The 20,920-nt window shown below is 39.7% G+C and carries 16 protein-coding genes and 1 pseudogene; 5 read left to right on the plus strand and 12 right to left on the minus strand.

Annotated features, from left to right (window positions below; genetic code table 11):
* Window positions 1-18 precede the first annotated feature (18 nt).
* Window positions 19-822, minus strand: a complete 804-nt coding sequence (locus IQ274_RS27420) for a peroxiredoxin-like family protein (protein ID WP_194144060.1) — start codon at window positions 820-822, stop codon at window positions 19-21.
* Window positions 823-1,417: 595 nt separating this feature from the next.
* On the opposite strand from IQ274_RS27420, the gene IQ274_RS36780 reads away from it, so the two are divergent.
* Window positions 1,418-1,549, plus strand: a complete 132-nt coding sequence (locus IQ274_RS36780; RefSeq protein WP_322745352.1) for a hypothetical protein — start codon at window positions 1,418-1,420, stop codon at window positions 1,547-1,549.
* 72 nt (window positions 1,550-1,621) lie between these two features.
* Window positions 1,622-2,309 (plus strand): annotated as a pseudogene (locus IQ274_RS38105) (transposase); the annotation flags it as partial.
* A 415-nt stretch (window positions 2,310-2,724) separates the two neighbouring features.
* On the opposite strand, the gene IQ274_RS37505 reads toward IQ274_RS38105, so the two are convergent.
* The 4 genes from IQ274_RS37505 to IQ274_RS27445 form a co-directional block, all read right to left on the minus strand.
* On the minus strand, window positions 2,725-2,850 hold the full coding sequence (locus IQ274_RS37505; protein ID WP_265578572.1) for a hypothetical protein: 126 nt from the start codon (window positions 2,848-2,850) through the stop codon (window positions 2,725-2,727).
* Between the two features lie 319 nt (window positions 2,851-3,169).
* Entirely contained in the window at window positions 3,170-3,979 is an 810-nt protein-coding gene (locus IQ274_RS27435) for an ABC transporter ATP-binding protein (protein WP_163926817.1), read from the minus strand.
* Between the two features lie 63 nt (window positions 3,980-4,042).
* Window positions 4,043-5,083, minus strand: a complete 1,041-nt coding sequence (locus IQ274_RS27440; protein WP_194144061.1) for a FecCD family ABC transporter permease — start codon at window positions 5,081-5,083, stop codon at window positions 4,043-4,045.
* On the minus strand, window positions 5,080-6,111 hold the full coding sequence (locus IQ274_RS27445; protein WP_163926815.1) for a FecCD family ABC transporter permease: 1,032 nt from the start codon (window positions 6,109-6,111) through the stop codon (window positions 5,080-5,082). Before IQ274_RS27445 ends, IQ274_RS27440 begins: the two co-directional genes overlap by 4 nt.
* 381 nt (window positions 6,112-6,492) lie before the next feature.
* On the opposite strand from IQ274_RS27445, the gene IQ274_RS27450 reads away from it, so the two are divergent.
* A complete protein-coding gene (locus IQ274_RS27450; RefSeq protein ID WP_194144062.1) occupies window positions 6,493-8,598 on the plus strand; it encodes an acylase in 2,106 nt (701 codons plus the stop codon).
* Between the two features lie 146 nt (window positions 8,599-8,744).
* On the opposite strand, the gene IQ274_RS27455 is transcribed toward IQ274_RS27450, so the two are convergent.
* The 3 genes from IQ274_RS27455 to IQ274_RS27465 all read right to left on the minus strand — a co-directional run bounded on the left by IQ274_RS27455 (window position 8,745) and on the right by IQ274_RS27465 (window position 11,548).
* A complete protein-coding gene (locus IQ274_RS27455) occupies window positions 8,745-9,542 on the minus strand; it encodes an ABC transporter permease (protein ID WP_194144063.1) in 798 nt (265 codons plus the stop codon).
* On the minus strand, window positions 9,542-10,243 hold the full coding sequence (locus tag IQ274_RS27460; protein WP_194144064.1) for an ABC transporter ATP-binding protein: 702 nt from the start codon (window positions 10,241-10,243) through the stop codon (window positions 9,542-9,544). The genes IQ274_RS27455 and IQ274_RS27460 overlap by 1 nt, the downstream gene beginning before the upstream one ends.
* A 309-nt stretch (window positions 10,244-10,552) precedes the next feature.
* Window positions 10,553-11,548: a sucrase ferredoxin gene (locus IQ274_RS27465; RefSeq protein WP_194144065.1), complete on the minus strand. Its 996-nt coding sequence runs from the start codon at window positions 11,546-11,548 to the stop codon at window positions 10,553-10,555.
* A 281-nt stretch (window positions 11,549-11,829) separates the two neighbouring features.
* Between IQ274_RS27465 and IQ274_RS27470 the strand changes: the two genes are divergently transcribed.
* Both IQ274_RS27470 and IQ274_RS27475 read left to right on the plus strand, forming a co-directional pair.
* Window positions 11,830-13,626: an ABC transporter ATP-binding protein gene (locus IQ274_RS27470; protein WP_194144066.1), complete on the plus strand. Its 1,797-nt coding sequence runs from the start codon at window positions 11,830-11,832 to the stop codon at window positions 13,624-13,626.
* A gap of 91 nt (window positions 13,627-13,717) precedes the next feature.
* Window positions 13,718-15,541 carry an ATP-binding cassette domain-containing protein gene (locus tag IQ274_RS27475; RefSeq protein WP_194144067.1) on the plus strand — a complete coding sequence of 608 codons (1,824 nt, stop codon included), beginning with the start codon at window positions 13,718-13,720 and terminating at the stop codon, window positions 15,539-15,541.
* Window positions 15,542-15,550: 9 nt separating this feature from the next.
* On the opposite strand, the gene IQ274_RS27480 is transcribed toward IQ274_RS27475, so the two are convergent.
* The 4 genes from IQ274_RS27480 to IQ274_RS27495 all read right to left on the minus strand — a co-directional run bounded on the left by IQ274_RS27480 (window position 15,551) and on the right by IQ274_RS27495 (window position 20,297).
* Window positions 15,551-15,940, minus strand: coding sequence for a DUF1636 domain-containing protein (locus IQ274_RS27480; protein ID WP_194144068.1), 390 nt, complete (start codon window positions 15,938-15,940; stop codon window positions 15,551-15,553).
* A 78-nt stretch (window positions 15,941-16,018) separates the two neighbouring features.
* Window positions 16,019-16,360 carry an ABC transporter substrate-binding protein gene (locus IQ274_RS27485; protein ID WP_228058393.1) on the minus strand — a complete coding sequence of 114 codons (342 nt, stop codon included), beginning with the start codon at window positions 16,358-16,360 and terminating at the stop codon, window positions 16,019-16,021.
* A gap of 142 nt (window positions 16,361-16,502) precedes the next feature.
* A complete protein-coding gene (locus tag IQ274_RS27490) occupies window positions 16,503-17,492 on the minus strand; it encodes an iron-siderophore ABC transporter substrate-binding protein (RefSeq protein WP_163926808.1) in 990 nt (329 codons plus the stop codon).
* Window positions 17,493-17,591: 99 nt separating this feature from the next.
* Window positions 17,592-20,297 (minus strand): TonB-dependent receptor, encoded by a 2,706-nt coding sequence (locus tag IQ274_RS27495; protein ID WP_163926807.1) that lies wholly within the window; start codon window positions 20,295-20,297, stop codon window positions 17,592-17,594.
* Window positions 20,298-20,920 lie beyond the last annotated feature (623 nt).

A 20,920-nucleotide genomic window follows, 5' to 3' on the forward strand; every position in this document is an offset into this window, starting at 1 on the left:
TGAAATAGCAATTATGAATTATGAATTATGAATTGAGGTAAAGCTATCTGTTTCGATAAGGGATAAAAATGATAGGGGCTGACTCATATTAGCTGCAAAGCCCAAAATTCCTGGATCTCGATGTTCGTAAAGTAACTGACCTTGGGTATCAAACAGAAAAGTTCCACCACGCTGAGTTAAGTAGGCAGAATTAGGTACATAAGTATGCCAATTGCTCAGAACTTCCACCATATTCCGTAGCCGTAGAGTAGCCAATTCAAAGGGACGTTGAAACCCAATTCCACCAGCTAATTGGAAAAACGAGCCTTGAAAGGCAGGTAGAGGAGTAGCTTGAATAATTTCATCATCTTCAATGAGTTGAGGGGCTTGACGATCGCCTCTGTATCCTCGAAAAACTTCTCTTAGCGTTCCCGGACTTCCAAACCCTGCACACATGAACAGTAGATTTAGCCAAGCCTTCTGAGTAGGGGAAATTCCAGGGACAGGGAGATTCAGACCTGAATAAAGTTTGAGTTGTTGATGTAGTTGTGCATTAGGTTCGACAAATAAATTTTCGGCTGGAAATCCTGTATATTCACAGAATTTTGTTCCAGAGGCGCGATCGCCAATTCCGACTGCACGAATAGCGAGTTTTTCAGGAGGCAATTTTTTAGCTTCGCGCTGTAACCACCACGCATATTCAAGACTATCAAAATCCCCAAGTTGTGGCCAGACTAAAATAAGGATATGTGAGGCAGTTCCGCAATTTTCTAGTAGAGGTCGGGTTATGCCATCACTAACACGCTGAAGTTTGGTCTGATTAAGGATAGCGTAGGGATTCATTACAAAGTATTAACTGCTATTTAGCTATTCAATTTTAACTTAATACAGTTCAGATAAGACCAAAAAACTTGTAGAGACGGCGATTTATCGCGTCTCAAAAAGCCAAAATTTTTACCAGTAGCCCAGCCCTTAACTGAACCCAACTCCGGCATTAATAGCGATCGCTTCCACTGGTCTTCCAATAGCTTGAATTTGGTTATAGAGGGTTTCGACTCCATTGTATGTGGCAAGATCCGCCTGTACGGTTTCAACCTTGGCACCTAGTTCTTCAAAAGCACCAGCCGCTTCATTAATGCTAGATCCGGTGGCTGTGACAACCAGATCAAAGCCGATTACAATCTTTCAACTTTTACCATCCTACGGAAGCAGTTGTGCGTAGGCGCAGCCCGCCGTAGGCATCGCGTCTTCCTAGTGAAAGATAACAACTGTGTATTTGAGAGTCATTCATAGAACATTTATCTACCTCTCAAGCTCAGAGTTTATTCCTTCAATGGCTTTTAACTGAGGAAACCGAATATAGCAGGTTAAAAGTAACTGATTTATCCTGCATTTATCCATGATACCTAAGCAGGTTGTCTAATCACGCTGGGGGGAAGTGAAAATTCTGATTCGGGGAGATAGTGCTTATTCTAGAGAAGAGATTATGGCATGGTGTGAATCACAAAGAGAGATTGATTACAATACTTCTCGGTTAAGCATTTTTAACTCGGAATTGGGTTTGGGGTAAAGGGTAAAGGGTAAGGGTTAAAGGTTTTTTCTTTCCCTTTTCCCTTTCCCCTTTTCCCCTTAACCGAGAAGTATTGAGATTGATTATGTGTTTGGATTGGCGCAAAACAGTCGATTAATTCAGCTTTCACAATCAATTAAATACCGTGCTTATCTTGAATTATGAACAAAAACTGAAATCAGTAGTTGAGTTTTTTGAATCCTTATTTGTACCGACACCGGATTTGCAACTGGCAGCTACAGCATTTGTGGAGAACTCAGTTTGGTATTCATCACTTAACTATAAAACTCTATGCTCTTGAAGTCGAAATTGTCGCGTTGTTGCCAAAGTGGAATATAGCAATCAAGGGGTAGATACTCGTTTTGTAGTAACTTCACTTTCCACTAATAAAATTCCTCCAGGAAAACTTTATACAGAAAAATATTGTCCAAGAGGCAATATAGAGAATTGTCTCAAAGAGCAAAAACTAGAACTAAGAAGTGATAGGAAAAGTACCCATACATTTGCAGGTAATCAACTACGGTTGTGGTTTTCATCTGTTGCCTACATTTTAATAAATGCTTTACTGGAGAAGTGTTTAGCCAAAACATAACTTCAAAATGCTACTGTTGGCACTATTCGGACAAAGTTACTGAAGTTAGGAGCAACTATCACGGTTAACTGCCGAAAAATTTTAATTTCAATTAGTAGTTCTTGCCCCTATAAAGGAATTTTCGCTCTGGCCTACAATTATTTATCTCTCTTACCCTGTCCTAGTTAATTTTTACTTAATTGTCATCATAATGATTAGCTTGCTGGGGTTGAGTTTCCTGAATTTAACCCTGTTTTCGCCTACCTAATTATTGCTAATCATAGTTTTTACTCCAGTATTTCTCGTTTTATTCGTCTTTTATTTATCTTTAAAGCTTCGGATAATACGTGATTGTCTTCGGTTCCTGAATTTAATCCACTGATGTATAAAATATCTTTTCCTAAATTTTACTCATCTCAATGATTTTTTCGCACTTGTGAGAAATCCGGGCCTACCCATTTCTTCACTGCTCCACTGTTCAAGAGAATAGAACCTGTAGTGCTTATTCTGCATAAATTAGAGCTTTTCTTAGTGCCATTCGGTACTGTATCCTATCTATTTACAGCGTATACTGAGAAATATTTTTTACAACCTAGCCGACTTTTCAAACACCCTCTGACTGTTCAATTTCTGTGGCTGCATCTGATGTTTTTGCAGTTCTAGCCTCGCGCTGTTCAAATTCTACTACTGTTCCTGCGACCAATTCGGCTAGTGTTTCACGTCGTTTCATTTAAAGCGGCTCCATCATTTTGGGAAAACAATTACTTAGCTTGATATGTTTGTATTAGACTCTATAGAAAGAATTTGGCATCTTTTACTGTGTTGAAACAAAGTTACCGCAAAAATTGTATCCAGCAGTTATGCAATGCTCTAAGCTAATCGGCACTTAAGTTGCATAATAAGAAAGTGAAGCCGCTTTTACTGCTTGTGAGAAATGCGGGTATATCCTTCATAATTGTAAGTTATTTAATCCACATTCTTTACTGTATCTCATAACAGTAAGAAGTGCTGTATAGATGATTTATAGTCTTGTGAATTAATATTTAAATTTATGAATTGCGAATCATATTAACTCTTCCCTTGCGTCCTATCGGTACACACATCGGTGTCCCCACAACTGGGTCAGTCAAAATACGACACTCTAAGCCAAAAACTTCTTGCACCATTTGCTCAGTCATTACCTGCTTGGGTTCTCCAGCTGTTAAAATCCTGCCTTGTTTTACCGCAACCAAGTAATCAGCATAACGACAAGCCTGATTTAAATCATGTAGCACCATAACAATAGTCCGTCCCTGATGCTGGTTCAATTCATATAACAAATCTAAAATTTCTATCTGATGTGCCAAATCCAAAAAAGTAGTCGGTTCATCCAACAGTAAAATATCTGTATCTTGCGCTAGTGTCATTGCAATCCAGGCACGTTGTTGTTGTCCACCAGACAAGGTATCTAATCCTCTTTCGGCTAACTCTAACAAGGTTGTAATCTCTAGTGCCTGTTGGACAATTTTTTCATCTTTTTCAGACCACTGCTGCAACCAATTTTGATAAGGATAACGTCCTTGTGCTACCAAGTCTCTGACTGTTAATCCTTCCGGTGCAACTGGACCTTGCGGTAAGATCGCTAATTGCTTTGCTACGTTTTTAGTAGAAAGATTAAAAATAGATTGTCCATCAAGATAGACTGTACCGCCATTGGGTCTGAGAAGTCTAGCTAGACCTCGCAGCAATGTTGATTTACCGCAACCATTTGCACCTACTAAAGCAGTAATTTGCCCGGCGGGAATTGACAGATTCAGGTCACGAACAATTGGCATACCATCATAAGCTAAAGACAGACCCTTGGTTGATAATCCTTTCATAGTTAATATCATCTTGAATTTTGTAGCTTGCTTTCCATAAGGTATTTTGAATTGATTTGTCCTCTATTTTTTTCGATTACGAATTAACAAATAGAGAAAGTAAGGTGCGCCGATAGTAGCAGTCACTACCCCACAAGGAATTTCTATAGGTGCAAAAAGCGTTCTTCCTAGCAAGTCTGCCATTACAACAATCATGCCCCCTAAGAGTGCGGAAGTAGGAATCAAGCTTTCATGGGTTGCACCTACCAACTGTCGTCCTAAATGAGGTGCGATTAAACCAATAAAACCAATATTTCCGGCGGTGGCGACTCCTCCACCTGCTAAGGCTACACCCACCAGCACGAGTAAACCACGTTGCCATTCCACCCGACTACCTAAACTTTTTGCAACATCATCTCCCAAATTTAAAGCGTTCAAATGCCTGGCCAATGTCAAAGCCATTGGGACAAAAACAATTAACCAAGGTGATAGAGAAAATACTTGCTCCCAAGTACGTCCGTAGACGCTCCCAGCTAACCAAACCAAAGCATTACTAACGTCAGAAATTTCGCCAAAGGTAATCATCAGGGTGGTTATAGCACTGGCGATCGCAGATAAACCAACACCCATTAAAATTAATAAAATCGGTGAACTACCGTTATTCCAAGCCAGCGAGTAAATTAAAATCGCCATTAGCAAAGCACCAGCAAAGGCTGATAGAGGCAAAGTGTAAATTGGTGCTGATGGAAACAGTACAATTACTACAACTGCCGCCAAACTTGCTCCAGCGTTGATGCCGATAATACCGGGATCAGCCAATGGATTGCGTGTCAGTCCTTGAAATATAGTACCTGAAATTGCCAGCGCCATTCCCACCATAAAAGCCACAAGGGTGCGGGGTAGACGCAGATTTTGAATCACGAATTGATGGTCTGGGTTTCCTGTATCTAAACTCAATATAGTTTTCACGATATCCAAAGGCGAGATTGGATATTCACCCCGCCCGACATTCATCACCATCGCCACTGCGATCGCTACTACCAAACATAGCAATACGACTGGTACACGTCGGTCGATTCGAAAAGATATCACCTGTGAACGAATGACTAGCCAATCAACCTTCATTTTTTCACCCTTGACTTAGCCAGGTAGACAAAAAAAGGAGCGCCAACTATTGCTGTCATTACACCTACAGGTAACTCCTGTGGTTTGAGCAATACACGGGCGGCAATATCTGCAACTAGGAGCAAAATTGCCCCCAAAACTGCACAATAGGGTAATATCCAACGATAATCGGCTTTAATGTAAAATCTCACTATATGGGGAACGACTAAACCAATGAAGCCGATTGGCCCTGCAAGGGCAACGGAACTTCCTGCTAGTAAAACTACGCTGATAGCGGTAAATATTTTGATCCAAGCTGTCTGTTGCCCCAAACCTTTAGCGACATCTTCACCTAAACTCATAGTGGTAATTTGTCTGCCGAGGGCAAAAGCTATAACTAATCCGATGCCGGCGAAAGGCAGTAGTTGTAAGAATAAATTAAAATCTCGACCAGATAATGAACCAGCTAACCAAAATCTAACTTGTTCGAGTGTTTGTTGGCTGACAATCAGGATACCAGTAGTGAAAGAAGAAATTAAAGCAGTTAAGGCCGCTCCTGCTACTGTTAGATTCAATGGGGTGGCTCCTCCTCGTCCCACAGAACCAAGGATGTAAACTAACACTGCTGTTACTCCCGCACCCAGAAATGCTACAAAGGCGTAAATACTAGGGGATGAGCTGCCAAAAATAAAAGTTGCGACTACAACAAAGAGGGCGGCTCCCGACTCTATACCCAAAATACCTGGATCTGCTAAGGGGTTTCGCGTCAAACCCTGCATCAATGCTCCCGATACAGCAAGGGCTGAACCTACAAGGATAGCAATGAGTGATCGCGGTAATCTCACAGTCTGAATAACTAAGTGATCATAGGAACCATCAAATGCTATAAAAGATGTCAAAATCTTACCTAGAGGTATTTCTGCTGCACCTAGCGTCACACTGAACAGCAAGCAAATTACTAGCATACATAGTCCCAAAACCAGACCAAATAAGGCTGAAATTTGTGGCTTTTTCAATTCTCTAGATGAGAGTGTAGTTGCTTTTATCATTTGATTCTGCCGTCACTGGAAAATACTACGCTCTGCTGATTAGTTGTTTTTTCACTAGGCACTCTCAATATTTAACAGCTTTTTAATCATTAGAGTTGATAATCTTTCTTGATAAATATATAGATTACACGATCGTGTAGCCTTTTCCCCATTTTTTAAACGGAATAAAGCATACTGTTATAGCTTTGATATAGTTTCTCAACAAGGTGGTATTGTTAGATCAACTTAAATCTGCTTTGTCAAGGTCACTTGCGTGCCAAGAGGTTACTGGGGACTGGGAAGCAGAGGAAAATAATCAATGCCCAATACCCAATACCCAATGCCCAATGCCCAATAAGCAGTTTCAGTCACCAAGCGTTACATCTGTAAATGGTGGTGTTCATGAGGATTGATAGTTTACTTAAGGTTTACAAACGAAAATCAATACGCGTTTTACCTTTAATACTTAGCTTGATACTGGTTTTGTTTGTCGGAAGCCGCACTATAGCTGTACCAACAAAATCCACAGAGATATTATGGGATACATACGGTGTGCCGCACATCTACGGTAAAGATAACCAAAGTGCATTTTATGCCTTTGGCTGGGCACAAATGCAGAGTCATGGAAATTTACTTTTGCGTCTCTATGGTCAAGCACGGGGACGCGCAGCCGAATATTGGGGAGAGGAATACCTGGAGTCAGATCGTTGGGTACAGACTACGGGAGTACCAAAACGCGCTAGTAATTGGTACAAAGCACAGAATCCAACTTTTCGTAGTTATCTCGATGCTTTTGCTGCTGGGATCAATGCTTATGCAAAACAAAATCCGAAGTTAATTGACGATCAAGTTGAGATAGTGCTACCAGTCAAGGCAGAAGATGTCATGGCTCACTTACATCGGGTACTCAATTTCACCTTTGTGGTTAATCCAGAAAAAGTATTAGACCTAAGCAAAGAAAAGTTGCAAGCAGGATCTAATGGTTGGGCGATCGGACCAACTCATTCTGCCAATGGGAACGCCATGTTGTTAGCAAACCCACACCTACCTTGGTCAGATTTATTTTTGTGGTATGAAGCCCAAATCACCGCACCAGGAATTGATGCTTATGGGGCAACACTTGTAGGTGTTCCCGTATTAGCGATCGCCTTTAACAACAACTTAGGTTGGACTCACACCGTTAATACTTATGATGGTTGGGATGTTTATGAACTCACACTTGCAGGTAATGGGTACCGCTTTGATGACAAAGTTCGTAACTTCCAGACAAAAACTCTTTCCTTAAAGGTGAAGCAAAAAGATGGCTCCTTGCAAGAGCAACCATTAGTAGTGAAAAGTTCCGTCCACGGGCCAGTGGTAGCCGAGAAAAATGGTAAAGCCGTGGCACTGAGAGTTGCAGGTCTTGACCGACCAGGTGTACTCCAGCAGTGGTGGGATATGGCACGGGCAAAAAACCTTAACCAGTTTGAAAAGACACTCCAGCGCTTGCAATTGCCAATGTTTACGGTGATGTATGCGGATCGAGAAGGGCATATTATGCACCTATTCAACGGTCAAGTTCCAGTACGCTCTAGTGGTGATTTTGCATACTGGGAAGGCATAATCCCAGGAAATACATCTAAAACGTTGTGGACAAAAATTCATCCTTACAAAGATTTACCACGCATAGTTGACCCGGAGAGCGGATGGTTGCAAAATGCAAATGATCCACCTTGGACAACTACATTTCCGGCCGCTATTAAAGCAGATAATTACCCGCCTTACATGGCACCTCGTTTCATGGGTTTCCGCTCCCAACGTTCTGTAAGGATGTTGGCTGAGGATGACAAAATCTCTTTTGATGAAATGGTTGCATACAAGCACTCTACTCGCATGGAACTGGCTGATCGGATTTTGGATGATTTAATTCCGGCTGCACGCAAATATGGTCAGGGTTTAGGACAAAAAGCAGCCAATGTCCTAGAAGCCTGGGATCGGCAAGCCAATGCAGATAGTCGCGGGGCCGTATTATTTGCCTTTTGGGTGCAACAGATGGACTTAGATAAAACGTTTAGTAAACCCTGGAATGAAAATTCTCCACGTACCACACCCGATGGTTTAGCTAATCCTGAAAGTGCAGTTGCAACTCTACAAGCAGTTGCAGCAGAGATAGAAAAGACTTATGGGGCACTTGATGTACCGTGGGGCAAGGTTTTTCGGCTACGATTGGGTGATGTGGATTTGCCTGGTAATGGTGGAGATGGCAGCCTGGGAATTTTTCGGGTACTGAATTCTGCTCCCGCAGAAAATGGGCAGTTCCAAGCCGTTGCAGGTGATTCCTATGTGGCTGCAATTGAATTTTCTAACCCTGTACGAGCAATGGCACTCACCAGCTACGGTAACGCATCTCAACCCGGATCGCCCCACATTAAGGATCAGTTACAGATGTTCGCTAACAAAAAGTTGCGGACTGTGTGGCGCGATCGCTCAGATATTCTTGCCCATCTAGAAGAACGCAAAATATTCTGAGGTTAATAGTCTACTTTTAGCGCTTGCGATCGCCCAAAAACTTCTAAGTGTCTGGGGCGATCGCATGACGGTATATTCTTTATTTGAGTGTAAATAGGTGAGAAGAAACTTGTTCCATTTGTGCAGACTTGCCATAAAAACTATGTTTAGCTTTGCTTGTACAAAGCATCTGTCAGTTGATGTTTTTGATTAAATAGGGATAAAAACGCCAGTAATACAACTCCTATAGTGGCGATCGCAGTTCCCGATGCTTGGGCAAAAATAATCACAATTTGGTAGCGGATAGCATCTGTAGGACTCGCACCAGCCAAAATCTGACCAGTCATCATTCCTGGTAGACTAACTAACCCCATCACCATCATTGAGTTAATTGTGGGAATCATCCCGATTCTTAATGCTTCTTTAATTGGTTGATGTGCAGCTTCCCAACGAGTTGCACCTAAAGTTAATAGTGCTTCTACTTGTTCTCGACGATTAATTAAATCCTCCATAAAACGTTCTAATGTCAGAGATGTACCAGTTAAAGCATTACCCAAAATCATACCTAACAGAGGAATGATATACTGGGGATCATACCAAGGATGTACTTGAATAATGGCGCTAACAGTAAAGCCTGTAACTAAAAATGAACCACAAAAAAGCGAAATAAAATTATTCCAATAAATACTGACAAACCGTCGGCGAGTTCGATTAACACTTGATATACTCGCCATAATCGTCATAGCTAAAGCTAAAGCTATAATTAATATTGGGTTACTAAGAGTAAATACCCATTGTAATAAGTATCCTACCAATAATAATTGCACTACCATGCGTAGTGAAGCAATTAAAAGGCTTTTTGTTAACCCTAAATTCAGAGCAAATGAAAGACCTATATTAATGAGAATAAATAAAGCTGCTAACGCAAGTTGCGTATAACTAATAGAAATATAATTATCTTCCATTATTCGTTAGATTCTAAGTTAATTTGACGATGGGTAATGCGCTGCAATTGCGCCGAATCATGACTAGTCCAAAGATATGCTCGTTGGATGTCTTCTTTTTGCCAAGCTGCAACCAAAGCTTCTAAACAATTGGCTGTAGCGACATCTAATGAGGCGGTAGGTTCATCAAGCAATAACACCAAAGGGGAAAGTTGCAAAGCGCGCAGAAAAGCCACAATTTGAGATTCACCGCCAGAAATTGCACTTACAGGACGTTGTAAAAAATCAGCAGGTTTATGTAAAAGTTGTAAATAATTAAGAATTAGTTCGCGTTTGTAAACTTGATGTCGATGGGCTGCTAAACGATAAACTTGTTGGAGATTATCTTCTACAGTTCCTTCCCAAAGTGCAGGGCGCTGGTGGAGATAAACAACTTGAGAGCGATAATTGGGTGTGTAGTAAGCATCGATAGATTTTCCTTGAAAAAAGATGTATCCTGCTTGTATTGGATCGAGACTAGCGATCATTCTTAGCAGCTGACTTTTACCACAACCGGAAGCACCAACTACAGCAACCCGTTCTCCTGGTAGAAGTTCAAAATTTAAATTTTGCCATAACCATTGATTTTGGATTTTTCTACCTAAGCCTTGTACTGATAAAACTGGAGCGTTAGTAAATGATTCTGAATTGCTTATAGAGCTTTGACTTCGTTGATTTACCATTCAGCTTGTTTGTAGGAGTTTTTTTAATAGACTTGTTAGGAAATAACCCTCTTTTGTCACTATTGATAATGCCAATCTACACGTCGATTAGGGGGCAGATGCTTAAGTAAGTCTTCCTAATTACAGCCATTATCGAGTTGATACAAAAGAATTTCCCACTTTTGGTCTGTTAACTAGAGTACAGCATAGCTGCCACATAAGGCTTTTGCTGTCAATGCACTTCGATAGAATAAAAGATGTCAAATGGGTTCTATAGCAATCCGAGATAAATCGTAAAAAACACGTAGATTTCGTAACAAATTTTTAATGCTACTCTACTTCTACTAGATGACTAACACGATATTGCTTAATTTTTTCCAAGGGTTCATTTTCTCCCGAAGAAAACGCGGTTATTATATAACCACTGACTTCTACCTTGGCTTCATAAGCACCACTTTTACTTCCATCTGGTGTAGTGAAATCAATCCGAACATCTGCCCATTCTTGATTAATTTCATCCTGAGCAATAACTCGACCTGATTTTTGGTATTTGAGCCAATTCCAGCCCGCTTGCATCCATATTTCTCTTTCTACAATTTGCACAAACTTGGATAAACCACCCCATCCCCGATAATAAGGATAAAGTTCTTTTACGGAACCGTCATTCCATATCAATAAATCCAAAATTTCTGGCTGCAAATGACCGTAGTAGCGTCCTTGAGGTAAATCAACTAAGGTAGGCGCAAACTGGTGACCACCAAAATGGCTACATCGCCAAACGCGCAAGTTGCTATTAGTTACAGCACCATACTCAGAACGCAATTTTTTATAAAGAGGATAACCAAATCTGCTACAAGCAGCATCAACGTTACCGTGGTTGCAAACAAGTAATTCTCTAAGATGATTACTTTTTTGCCGATACTGTTCAAAATCTGGTAGCTTTTCTGGTTCTTTTATTAAAGCTAGTGCTAAAGCGCCAATCTCAGCATCGGGTACGAGAAATGCTTGTTTCTCATACTCAGCAAATAATCCTGCTGGTCTATGGTAGTGAAATACATGCTTGTAACCAGGTATAGAGTACTCCTGATCTGGAGCGATCGCCAGTTGCCGAATTGTTCTACCATGTTCCCAAACAAAATTCAATGCGTCCAACACTCCTTGCGGCATTGGTTCGGTTTCAATCCAAATCTCAACTGGCCAGGGTTGTGGAGCTTCAATAATTAAATATTGTTCAACTGCTATGGCAGAGCCGATAGGGTCTTCACCATTAGCTTGGGAAACTTCGGAACAGAAACGGCATTTGTTACGGATCTGGTTGATTACCATATTCAAATTGACCTACACACCATAAAACATTAAAAAGAATCGCCCGTTGCTCATTGTTTCAACAGTCGCTCGGATTTTTATAAATGAGTTTTTGGTATTTTGCACTGCTAAAGTCAGCAAATCATAATTTTAATGGAATTTATTAGTACTAAATTACTTAAAAAGAATTATTGCTAGGTTAACAGTCGTTTTTATAGTATACTGCTTTTGCATAAGTTTCTCAATTAGTTTTGATTAAATTATAACTTTCGGGACAATCCTGGCTAAAATTTGGCGACGTTATGAAAATTGGTCTAGAACAGTTTTGGAATTTATTGATAGACTATCTCAAGCCCCAAAAGGGGCGCGTTGCCAAGTTTGCGATCGCTCTATTAGCTAGTATCGGCTTGCAACTCCTCAACCCGCAAATTCTACGTAATTTCATTGATACAGCTGTAGCAGGCGGTTCAGTGCAAAACTTGTTCTCCGCCGCATTTCTATTTATCGGTGTAGCTTTAGTGATGCAATTAATGTCAATTGTGGCTACATACTACGGTGAAAACGTTGCTTGGACAGCTACTAATGCCTTACGTGCTGATTTAGTTGAACATTGCCTGAAACTCGATTTATCTTTTCACAAAGTTTCAACACCTGGTGAATTAGTGGAACGAGTGGACGGTGATATTCAGAACCTTTCAAAATTTTTCTCGAAATTTAGCGTTTACATCTTAGGCAGTTTGCTACTAATTTTGGGTGTGATTGTGGTGATGTTCGCCGAAGATTGGCGAGCTGGTATAACTATTTCATTTTTCGCCCTCACAGCATTATCTATCCTAATTCGTCTGCGTTCCATTGCCGTTCCTCATTGGGGAAGCTATCGCCAAGTCAATGGAGAGTTTTTCGGATTTTTGGGTGAGCAACTAACAGGCATTGAAGACATAAGAGCAAATGGTGCGAAAACTTATGTTATGCATCGCTTTTACAAAATTCTGCACCGTTGGCTACCAACTTATCACAAAGCACGCTTTGCTGATACTATTCTCTGGACTACAACCAACGGTATATTCACGCTAGGTAATGTCATTGCTTTGGCTGTAGCTCTTTACCTTTGGAATCAAAAAGCGATCACTATCGGAACTGCATATATATTTTTTTACTACACTACTCTTCTTAGCGAACCAATTGAGCAGATTCGCACTCAGTTAGAAGAGCTTCAACAGGCAGAAGCCAGCATTTATCGTATCCAAGACTTATTTCAAGTACAATCACAACTGAGTGCAGGAGGCAAAGAGCGACTTCCTCATGGCGCACTTTCTGTTACATTTGAAAATGTCTCATTTAGCTATAGCGATGTCCAAGGACAAGCCTCCACGAGTCTACGCATCAAAAAGCAAGAGACAAAACCAGAATTGATCCTGCAAGATATATCTTTCCATTTACCGCCCAATCATGTATTGGGACTATTAGGACGTACAGGTAGCGGTAAAAGCACTTTAGCACGCTTGTTGCTGAGATTATATGACGCACAATCAGGCACAATTTGCTTAGGGAATGTACCCATCAACCAGACTCCCTTAACAGATTTACCCAAGCATGTCGGGTTAGTAACTCAGAATGTGCAGTTATTCCAAACCACAGTCCGCAACAATCTCACCTTTTTTAACCAAAATATCAGCGACGAACGCATCTATCAAACCTTAGAGATGCTGGGATTATCTGCATGGCTACATTCATTACCTAAAGACTTAGACACTGAATTAGGGCCTGATAGTAGCGGCTTATCAGCAGGACAGGCGCAATTGTTAGCATTTGCCCGTGTTTTTCTCAAAGACCCTGGCCTAGTAATTTTAGATGAAGCATCCTCACGCCTCGATCCAACAACAGAAAAACTCATTGAAAAAGCTATAGATCAGCTACTAATTGGGCGTACCGGCATCATTATCGCTCACCGATTAGCAACCGTGCAAAGAGCAAATCAAATTCTGATTTTAGACAAAGGTCGAGCAAGCGAATATGGTTTGCGAGAAGAATTAATTCAAAACTCTAATTCGCGCTTTGCTCAGTTACTCAAGACTGGTTTGACAGATTTATTAGTTTAATTCTGGATATGCCAATTTATCTAACATTCTTCTAATAACAAATTACGTAAGCGCAAGCCTTGCCATAGACTATTACAAATTACGAATTATTATGTTGTCAACAAACAAAAAACCACAAGGCTGGAAATTATTATGGAACCTAATTTGCTATCAGCCAAAACTCTATATAATTGACACCTGCTTCTGGATTTTAATTACGGGCTTGCCTGCAATTCCTGGGCTAATTATCCGAGAATTCTTTGATAGCCTAACAGGGAAAGCACAATTTGGGTTAACACCTTTAGCTTGGATTGCATTGTTGTTGGCTTTGAATTTAGGACATGTTGTGACAATATTTGCAGGGCGCTTAACCAAAACTCAGCACCGTTTTACCATGAGTTCGTTGCTGCGACGCAATCTTTTAGAACGTTTGTTAAACAATCCTAATGCTCAACCTATGATTGTTAGCAGTGAGGCGGAAAAAGCTGTATCTCAAGGTGAAATTATTAGTTATTTTCGTGATGATGCTACACAAATAGAAGACAATGTAGCATGGGTATCGGAACTACTTGGTGAAGGAATATTTGCTGTTCTCTGCTTGGTGATTTTATTAAGTGTTAATGTCCAAATGACTTTGTTTGTTTTTCTGCCTTTAGTTGCGATGATCGCAATTATTCAAAAAGCAGAAACTTACATCAAACGATACCGCAAAGCTAGTCGCCAAGCAACAGAAAAGGTGACAGGAATTTTAGGCGAAATGTTTAGTTCGGTGCAAGCGATTAAAGTAGCTGGTGCAGAACAAGATATGTTACATCATTTTCGCACTCTCAACGACAAACGCCGCCAAGTGATGGTGAGAGATAGCTTATTAAATGCCATGTTAGATTCAGTATTTCAAAACATGGTAAATCTAGGGACGGGTTTAATTTTACTGCTAGCTTCTGTGTTAATTCAGAGTCAAACTAGTAAACTGACTGTAGGTGACTTTGCTCTGTTTATTTATAATCTTTCCTTTGTCACTGGCTTTTTCAACTCTTTAGGGAGATTCATGGCATTGTACAAGCAAACCGAAGTCTCCTTTGAACGGATGACAGCTTTGCTTTCTGGTGTGACAGCAGATACTTTGGTCGCCAAAAACCCACTTTATCTGAATAACCTACGCAATCGCAAACAATCACTGCCACCCTTAGAACAACCACAAAGGCAAAAGAGCGATCGCTTACAAGTGTTAACCATATCTAACCTCACTTACCACTATCCTGGTACTAACCAAGGAATAACAGACATAAGCTTTCAGCTAGAGCGCGGTAGTTTGACTGTCATTACTGGTCGCATTGGTTCTGGTAAAACTACACTACTACGAGTTTTATTAGGATTATTACCCAAGCAATCAGGTGCTATTTATTGGAATGGCTGTTTAGTAGAAGACCCTATTAATTTCTTTGTACCACCTCATAGTGCTTATACTCCTCAAATCCCCCAACTCTTTAGTTATAGCCTCAGAGAAAATCTTTTATTGGGTTTAGATAAAGATGATTATGAAATCGAAAAGGCGCTAAAAATGTCTGTGTTTGAGCAAGATTTAGCCGCCATGAATGAAAAAATGGAAACTTTAGTAGGAGCAAAAGGAGTTAGGCTATCTGGTGGACAATTGCAACGTTTAGCAGCTGCTAGAATGTTCGTTCGTAAACCGGAATTGATGGTTTTTGATGACCTTTCTAGTGCATTGGATGTAGAAACAGAATTAGCTTTATGGTCAAGAATATTTAACAATACAAGTGAAGAAGAAAATTGGATACCAACTTGTCTTGTGGTTTCCCATCGGCGTTCTGTTTTACGTCGCGCCGACCAAATCATTCTACTAAAGGCAGGTAAAATAGCAGCGCAAGGAAAGTTAGATCAAATTATTAGCAAAGGTCAAGAGTTAAATTTTTGACTATATCAACTAAGCGATCGCCTCAGGTGTAGGAGGGATGCGTACTAGCAAATGTGATCGCAGTTTCCCAGGTAGTTTCGGCGGTAAAACATACCCATCTTGGCTTTCTTGATAAAGCAGGCTGAATTCCAACAACTCAGTGATATTTTCTTCTGTCAAATCCACAAAATGGTATGTATATTTTTGTGGACAAACAAAGCTAACAGCACAAGAATATTTTTTAACGCAACTCCACAAACATCCCACAGGCTCTATATTGAGAGTGCTGTAAGCAAAATTATTTTTTTGAGTCTCTAGCAGCTTCAGTAAGAGTTGATTTCCCTCGGCGCGATCGTCTGCTTCTTCGTGGTCGAGAACAGCACTACATGATTTACAAACAAATAAACTATGAAATTTCATACTTGAGTACTTTATAAAAAGTATTTAAACAACTATTCAAACACTAAATTGGCGACGTTCGGACTACTTCCGAATAAATCAAGGTGTGTTAATTAGATACTTAAATAAATCATCAATAATTGCATTTGCAGCTAACATACCACTCCCAATCCAGTAACTTGAAACCAAATAAACTTTATTTTCTTTTACAGCTTTTAAATTTTTCCACAGGGGACTTAATTTAAGCTGATCTAATTTGTTTTGCGCTGTTTGATTGCCTTTGACATTATTTTCAGCCGTCCATATAAATATTACATCACCATCTGCTTTTTCGATTAATTCATTACTGATGGACATTTGAATCGGATTATTAAATAAATTTTTTGCTTTTGATGCCGTTAAATTTTGAGATTCTGGACGAGATAATCCAGCATCTTGCAAAACAGTTCCGCAGAAAGAATCACGTAAATAAATGTTGATATTATTAGGATAAACTCGAACTACAGAAATTTTAGCTTAGACAACAATTATTATGAACTCACCATAGCTATCCTTCTTGAACCGGATTCTGAGCGTTGAATATTTACAAAGATGATGACTGAACCATATATTTAAACAAGTCATCAAGTAGCTTATTGACTCCAAAAAAACCGAATGTCCACCATCTATTTACTTGGACTTCATACACTTGATTATTTTGTGCTGCTTTGAGCGTAGTTAAAAGAGGATTTTTGAAAAACGTTTGTGTTAATTGCTGAGTATCATTCATGACAAATAAAATATCTGCATCGTACTTTTTTAATACCTCAATACTCGATACTAAAGTATCTTCCTTTTGGTTTACTAGTGTAGGTATAAGTCTGATACCAATGTCTTGGAAAACTTGATTATAAGTTTCATTATCTGAATATGTAGCGATGAGATTTTCTCCAAAAAGATTAATCACTGATACTTCTATATTTTTTAGACGCTCACCCATTAAATTTTGCAACTTTTTAACTCGTTCATAGTATTGAGCGATGACTTTTTCTGCCTTTTCACTCTCACCTAGTACTTGAGCAATAAAACGGAGATTTTCTTTAAAAGAGTAATTTAGACCCGGTAAATCTACGACAACTGTAGGTGCAATCGCTGATAATTGTTTATAGAAACTTTTCTGGTATTCACGCATCAAAATTAAATCGGGTTTGAGCAAAATAACTCTTTCCAAATTAGGCTGATTTCCATCACCAACTATCTCAATACCAGCTGCTTCTTCATTGGTTACACCACGGAATAAAAATTCGTACTGTGGAAAATAACTTACTGTACCAATTGGTTTGACACCCAGAGATAGAACAGGATCTAAAAGACCAACATCATTTAATACAATAATTCGCTGTGGCTTGACAGGAATTCTTGTTTCACCCAAAGCGTGTTTGACTACGCGTGTAGCTACTGGTAATTGAGAACTAGCTGAGTTATTGTCACCTTGAATTTGCTGATTTGGAAAAAGATAGATATGGCTTACCCAAAGTAAAGCAATAGTAATAATTCCTAGTAAAAACAGTTTGATAGGGAGCTTGATTTTCATACTTTGGCCTCTTTCTTCTTCACACTGTGAATGAAGCAATAGAAAGCCTCTACGCGTCTATAAATATGGCGACAAACGTAGTGGCTCCTATAGTGTTAACTAAAATTCAAACGAAATTGTCCCTATCACCGTAAACGGTGCGCCTGGAATTACTGTATTTCTGCCAAAGTTAAATGACTCAAAATACCTCGTGCCAAACAGGTTTTCGATATTGATGGCGGCTCTCCAGTTATCACGCTTGTAATAAATTGCGGCATCAGTTCGCAGATAGCTAGGTAATGTAAAAGTATCGTCAGAATCAAGGGTAGGGAGATCACCACCTACTCTATCTGAAAGGTAGTACAAACCTAAACCAAAGCCTAAACCTGTCAAATTACCTTGGAGAAATTGATAAGTTGTCCATAAACTAGCTTTGTGTTCCGGTACCTTGGCTACTCTAGAACCAACTCGAAAATCATTGCTTTCAGTAACGATCGCATCTGTATAACCGTAAGCAGCAATAATATTCCACCCAGGTAGAATTTCACCAGCAACATCTAGTTCAATCCCTCTGCTTCTCTGTTCTCCAATTGGCAGACTAAAGCCATCAGGATCATTAGGATTAGCCGTACCAATATTGGTTTTGGTAATTTCGTAAGCTGCTAAAGTTGCTGAAAGTTTATCATTTAAATCTACCTTGACGCCCACTTCATATTGAGTACCGCGTTCAGGCTCCAAAAATGTGTTATCAGCACTTTGAGCAAAATTTGGTGCAAACGAGCGACTATAACTAGCATAGAGTGAAATTGGTTGAATTGGCTGATATACAATACCAATTCGGGGAGTGAAGGCTTCATCGTACTGAATAGTACGTGTTTCAGAGAGCCTATTGAACTGGTTTTGATCCACAGTATCAAAACGCCCACCTATCAGCAGCTTAAAATTGTCTGAAAATGCTATCTGGTCTTGCAAATAGATGCCCAATGTCTCTGTTTTGGAGTTACCATCTCTAACTACATTTGTTAGTTCTGAAAGACCTGGCCTTGAGATAAGGTTGTAAACTGGGTCAAAGATGTTTATAGATGGAGTTAATCCTCCAGGGAGCCGCCTCTGTGAGCCATCACTCTTTTGTCTGGCGAGATCAAGTCCAACTAAAAGTGTGTGTTGGATTGAACCCGTCGTAAATTTACTAACAAGATCTGTTTGTAAAGAGTACCTTTCAGTGTAGTCATCGTTGGATCGAAAGTTACGCGATAATTCACCAGTACCCTCATCGAGGTCTAAAGGTTGAGCGCGGTAATCAAAGCTATCATTTGAAGTGTATCGAAATGCATTGCGGAGTGTTAAATTTTCATTAAAACGATGCTCTAGCCGATAGCCAACATTTACCTCTTCTACTTCGCGCCTATCTCCTGGTTCACCTAAAAATCTGCTAGTGGGAATATCAGCAATCCCTCGACCAAAAGCAACTAAACCTTGGTCAAATGTGCGCTCATCTTTAAGATAATCTACATTAACTAATAAGTTAGTTTTATCACTAAGCTTTAAGTCAAATATAGGTCCAAAGAAGGAACGCTCACTATCTACAAAATCTCGGAAACTACTACCATTCTCGTAAGCAACATTCAGTCGATATAGTAATGATTTATCTGGGTTGAGTGGGCCGGAAATATCAATACTAGGACGATAGTAACTAAAGTTGCCCGCAGAGAAATCAGCCGAATAATAGGGCGTACTCAGAGGTCTTTTCGTGACTAAGTTAATGATTCCTCCTGGTTCAGCATTGCCATATAACACAGAAGCAGGCCCTTTGAGGACTTCTATCTGCTCAATATTGGCAAGTTCTCGCAATGTATCGCCAGGTTCTCTAAAACCATCTCGAAAAGTTGAATTAAAATCAAAGCCTCTAATATTGAAATTATCAACTGTTCCTGCAAAAGAATCGCCTTCTACAATACCACTAACATTACGTATTGCGTCTGTGAGCCTAGTAATTTGTTGGTCTTTTAAAACCTGTCTAGGAATTACCTGAATCGATTGGGGAATATCACGAATTGGGGTATCGGTTCTAGTGGCCCCTGATGCTTCTGGTACACGATATCTATCTTGTTCACCTGTCACAACCAATTCAATTGGTTCTTCATTCTCAGGTGTCTCGGCTGTAGGTGGTTCTGAAGGCGTTTCAGTTGTTGGTTGTTCTGTTGACGGTGTTGGTTGGGTTTGGGGAGTCTCACTGGTTGGTTGTTCTGCTGGTGGTATTTGGCTAGTGGATATAGTTGGTATCACCCCAAAAATTAAGCCTTCATTATCATCAAATAGCTCTACTTTTGGCGCACTTGCTTTACCCGTTACAGTTACCCGAATTGTATTCGCATCTAAGTTGCTTACAGTAACTGCTGTAATTCCTGTAAATGGGTTTTCTTGACTGAATACCTCACCAGTCGATAAACGCAATTGAGCGTTGGGGATATCTGCAATAAAATTATTCCCCTCACTTTTGCTGAGAGGTTGCAACTGTTCCCCTTGAGCCGTTTCTAAAATTATCTCCAGTTGTTTATCGACTGAGTTGAGTCTGACTCCGGTAACTTGTACAACTACCGATGCTTGAACTAGCTTTTGAGTGCTTTTGGTTCTGTGTTTTAATGCTCTTTTTGCGAGGCTATAGGGTTGATTTGCAGTTTGTTTAGAAATCGCCTCTTGATCGTTAGAAGTTGTTTCTTGCTGTTTTTTAGGAAGTTGTACTTCTTCACCCCAAGCGGAAGTTGCTAACAATAAAGCAAATGAGCCTGTCAGTAACAGGCTTTTAAGTAACAGCACTGGTTTCATCTATTTCCTCACACATGGTTAATAAGCTGTTAACACCCTGATATAATTGATTTTCTAGATGCTTACTAAAATTTATTAGCACTAGTCTTATCAAGATTAGACTATTACATTATCAAAAAGTAGTTAAAAGAGATATATTTTTTTGAGTACTTATGTCAATAAACCTAGATAAGCTAATATACGTATTCTAGCTAATCTTAAGTGTATTACTATACTGCGCTTTCTATATATTAGGACAAAATATTTACATTAATGATTTTAGAGGTAATTCAAAGTTTTGATGGATCTTATCGTGCCGTGCTATGGCTAGCAAAGCAATTGATTGGTCAAAAGCAAGTATAAGGCATCTATCTGAAGAATGATGTTTTACGAAAAAGAGGGAGTAACTAGGATAAAAATTTAATAGAACTCTGTGAAAATAAAAATTAAAAGAGAATCATTTGCGTTAATGTGATATAGATAATATTGAGAATAAATTGCAAGACTGTGTGTAAGATTCTTATTTATGAACTCTAGCGATCGCTAAACTTGCCCATTACCCAAGACTGTGCGTGAATCTGACTTTGGTCAAGAAGTCTACAAACCTCTAGTACAGTTTTCAGCTAAACCGCTTATGACAGTTA

This window comes from Nostoc sp. LEGE 12447 (assembly GCF_015206985.1).
GTDB lineage: Bacteria > Cyanobacteriota > Cyanobacteriia > Cyanobacteriales > Nostocaceae > Nostoc.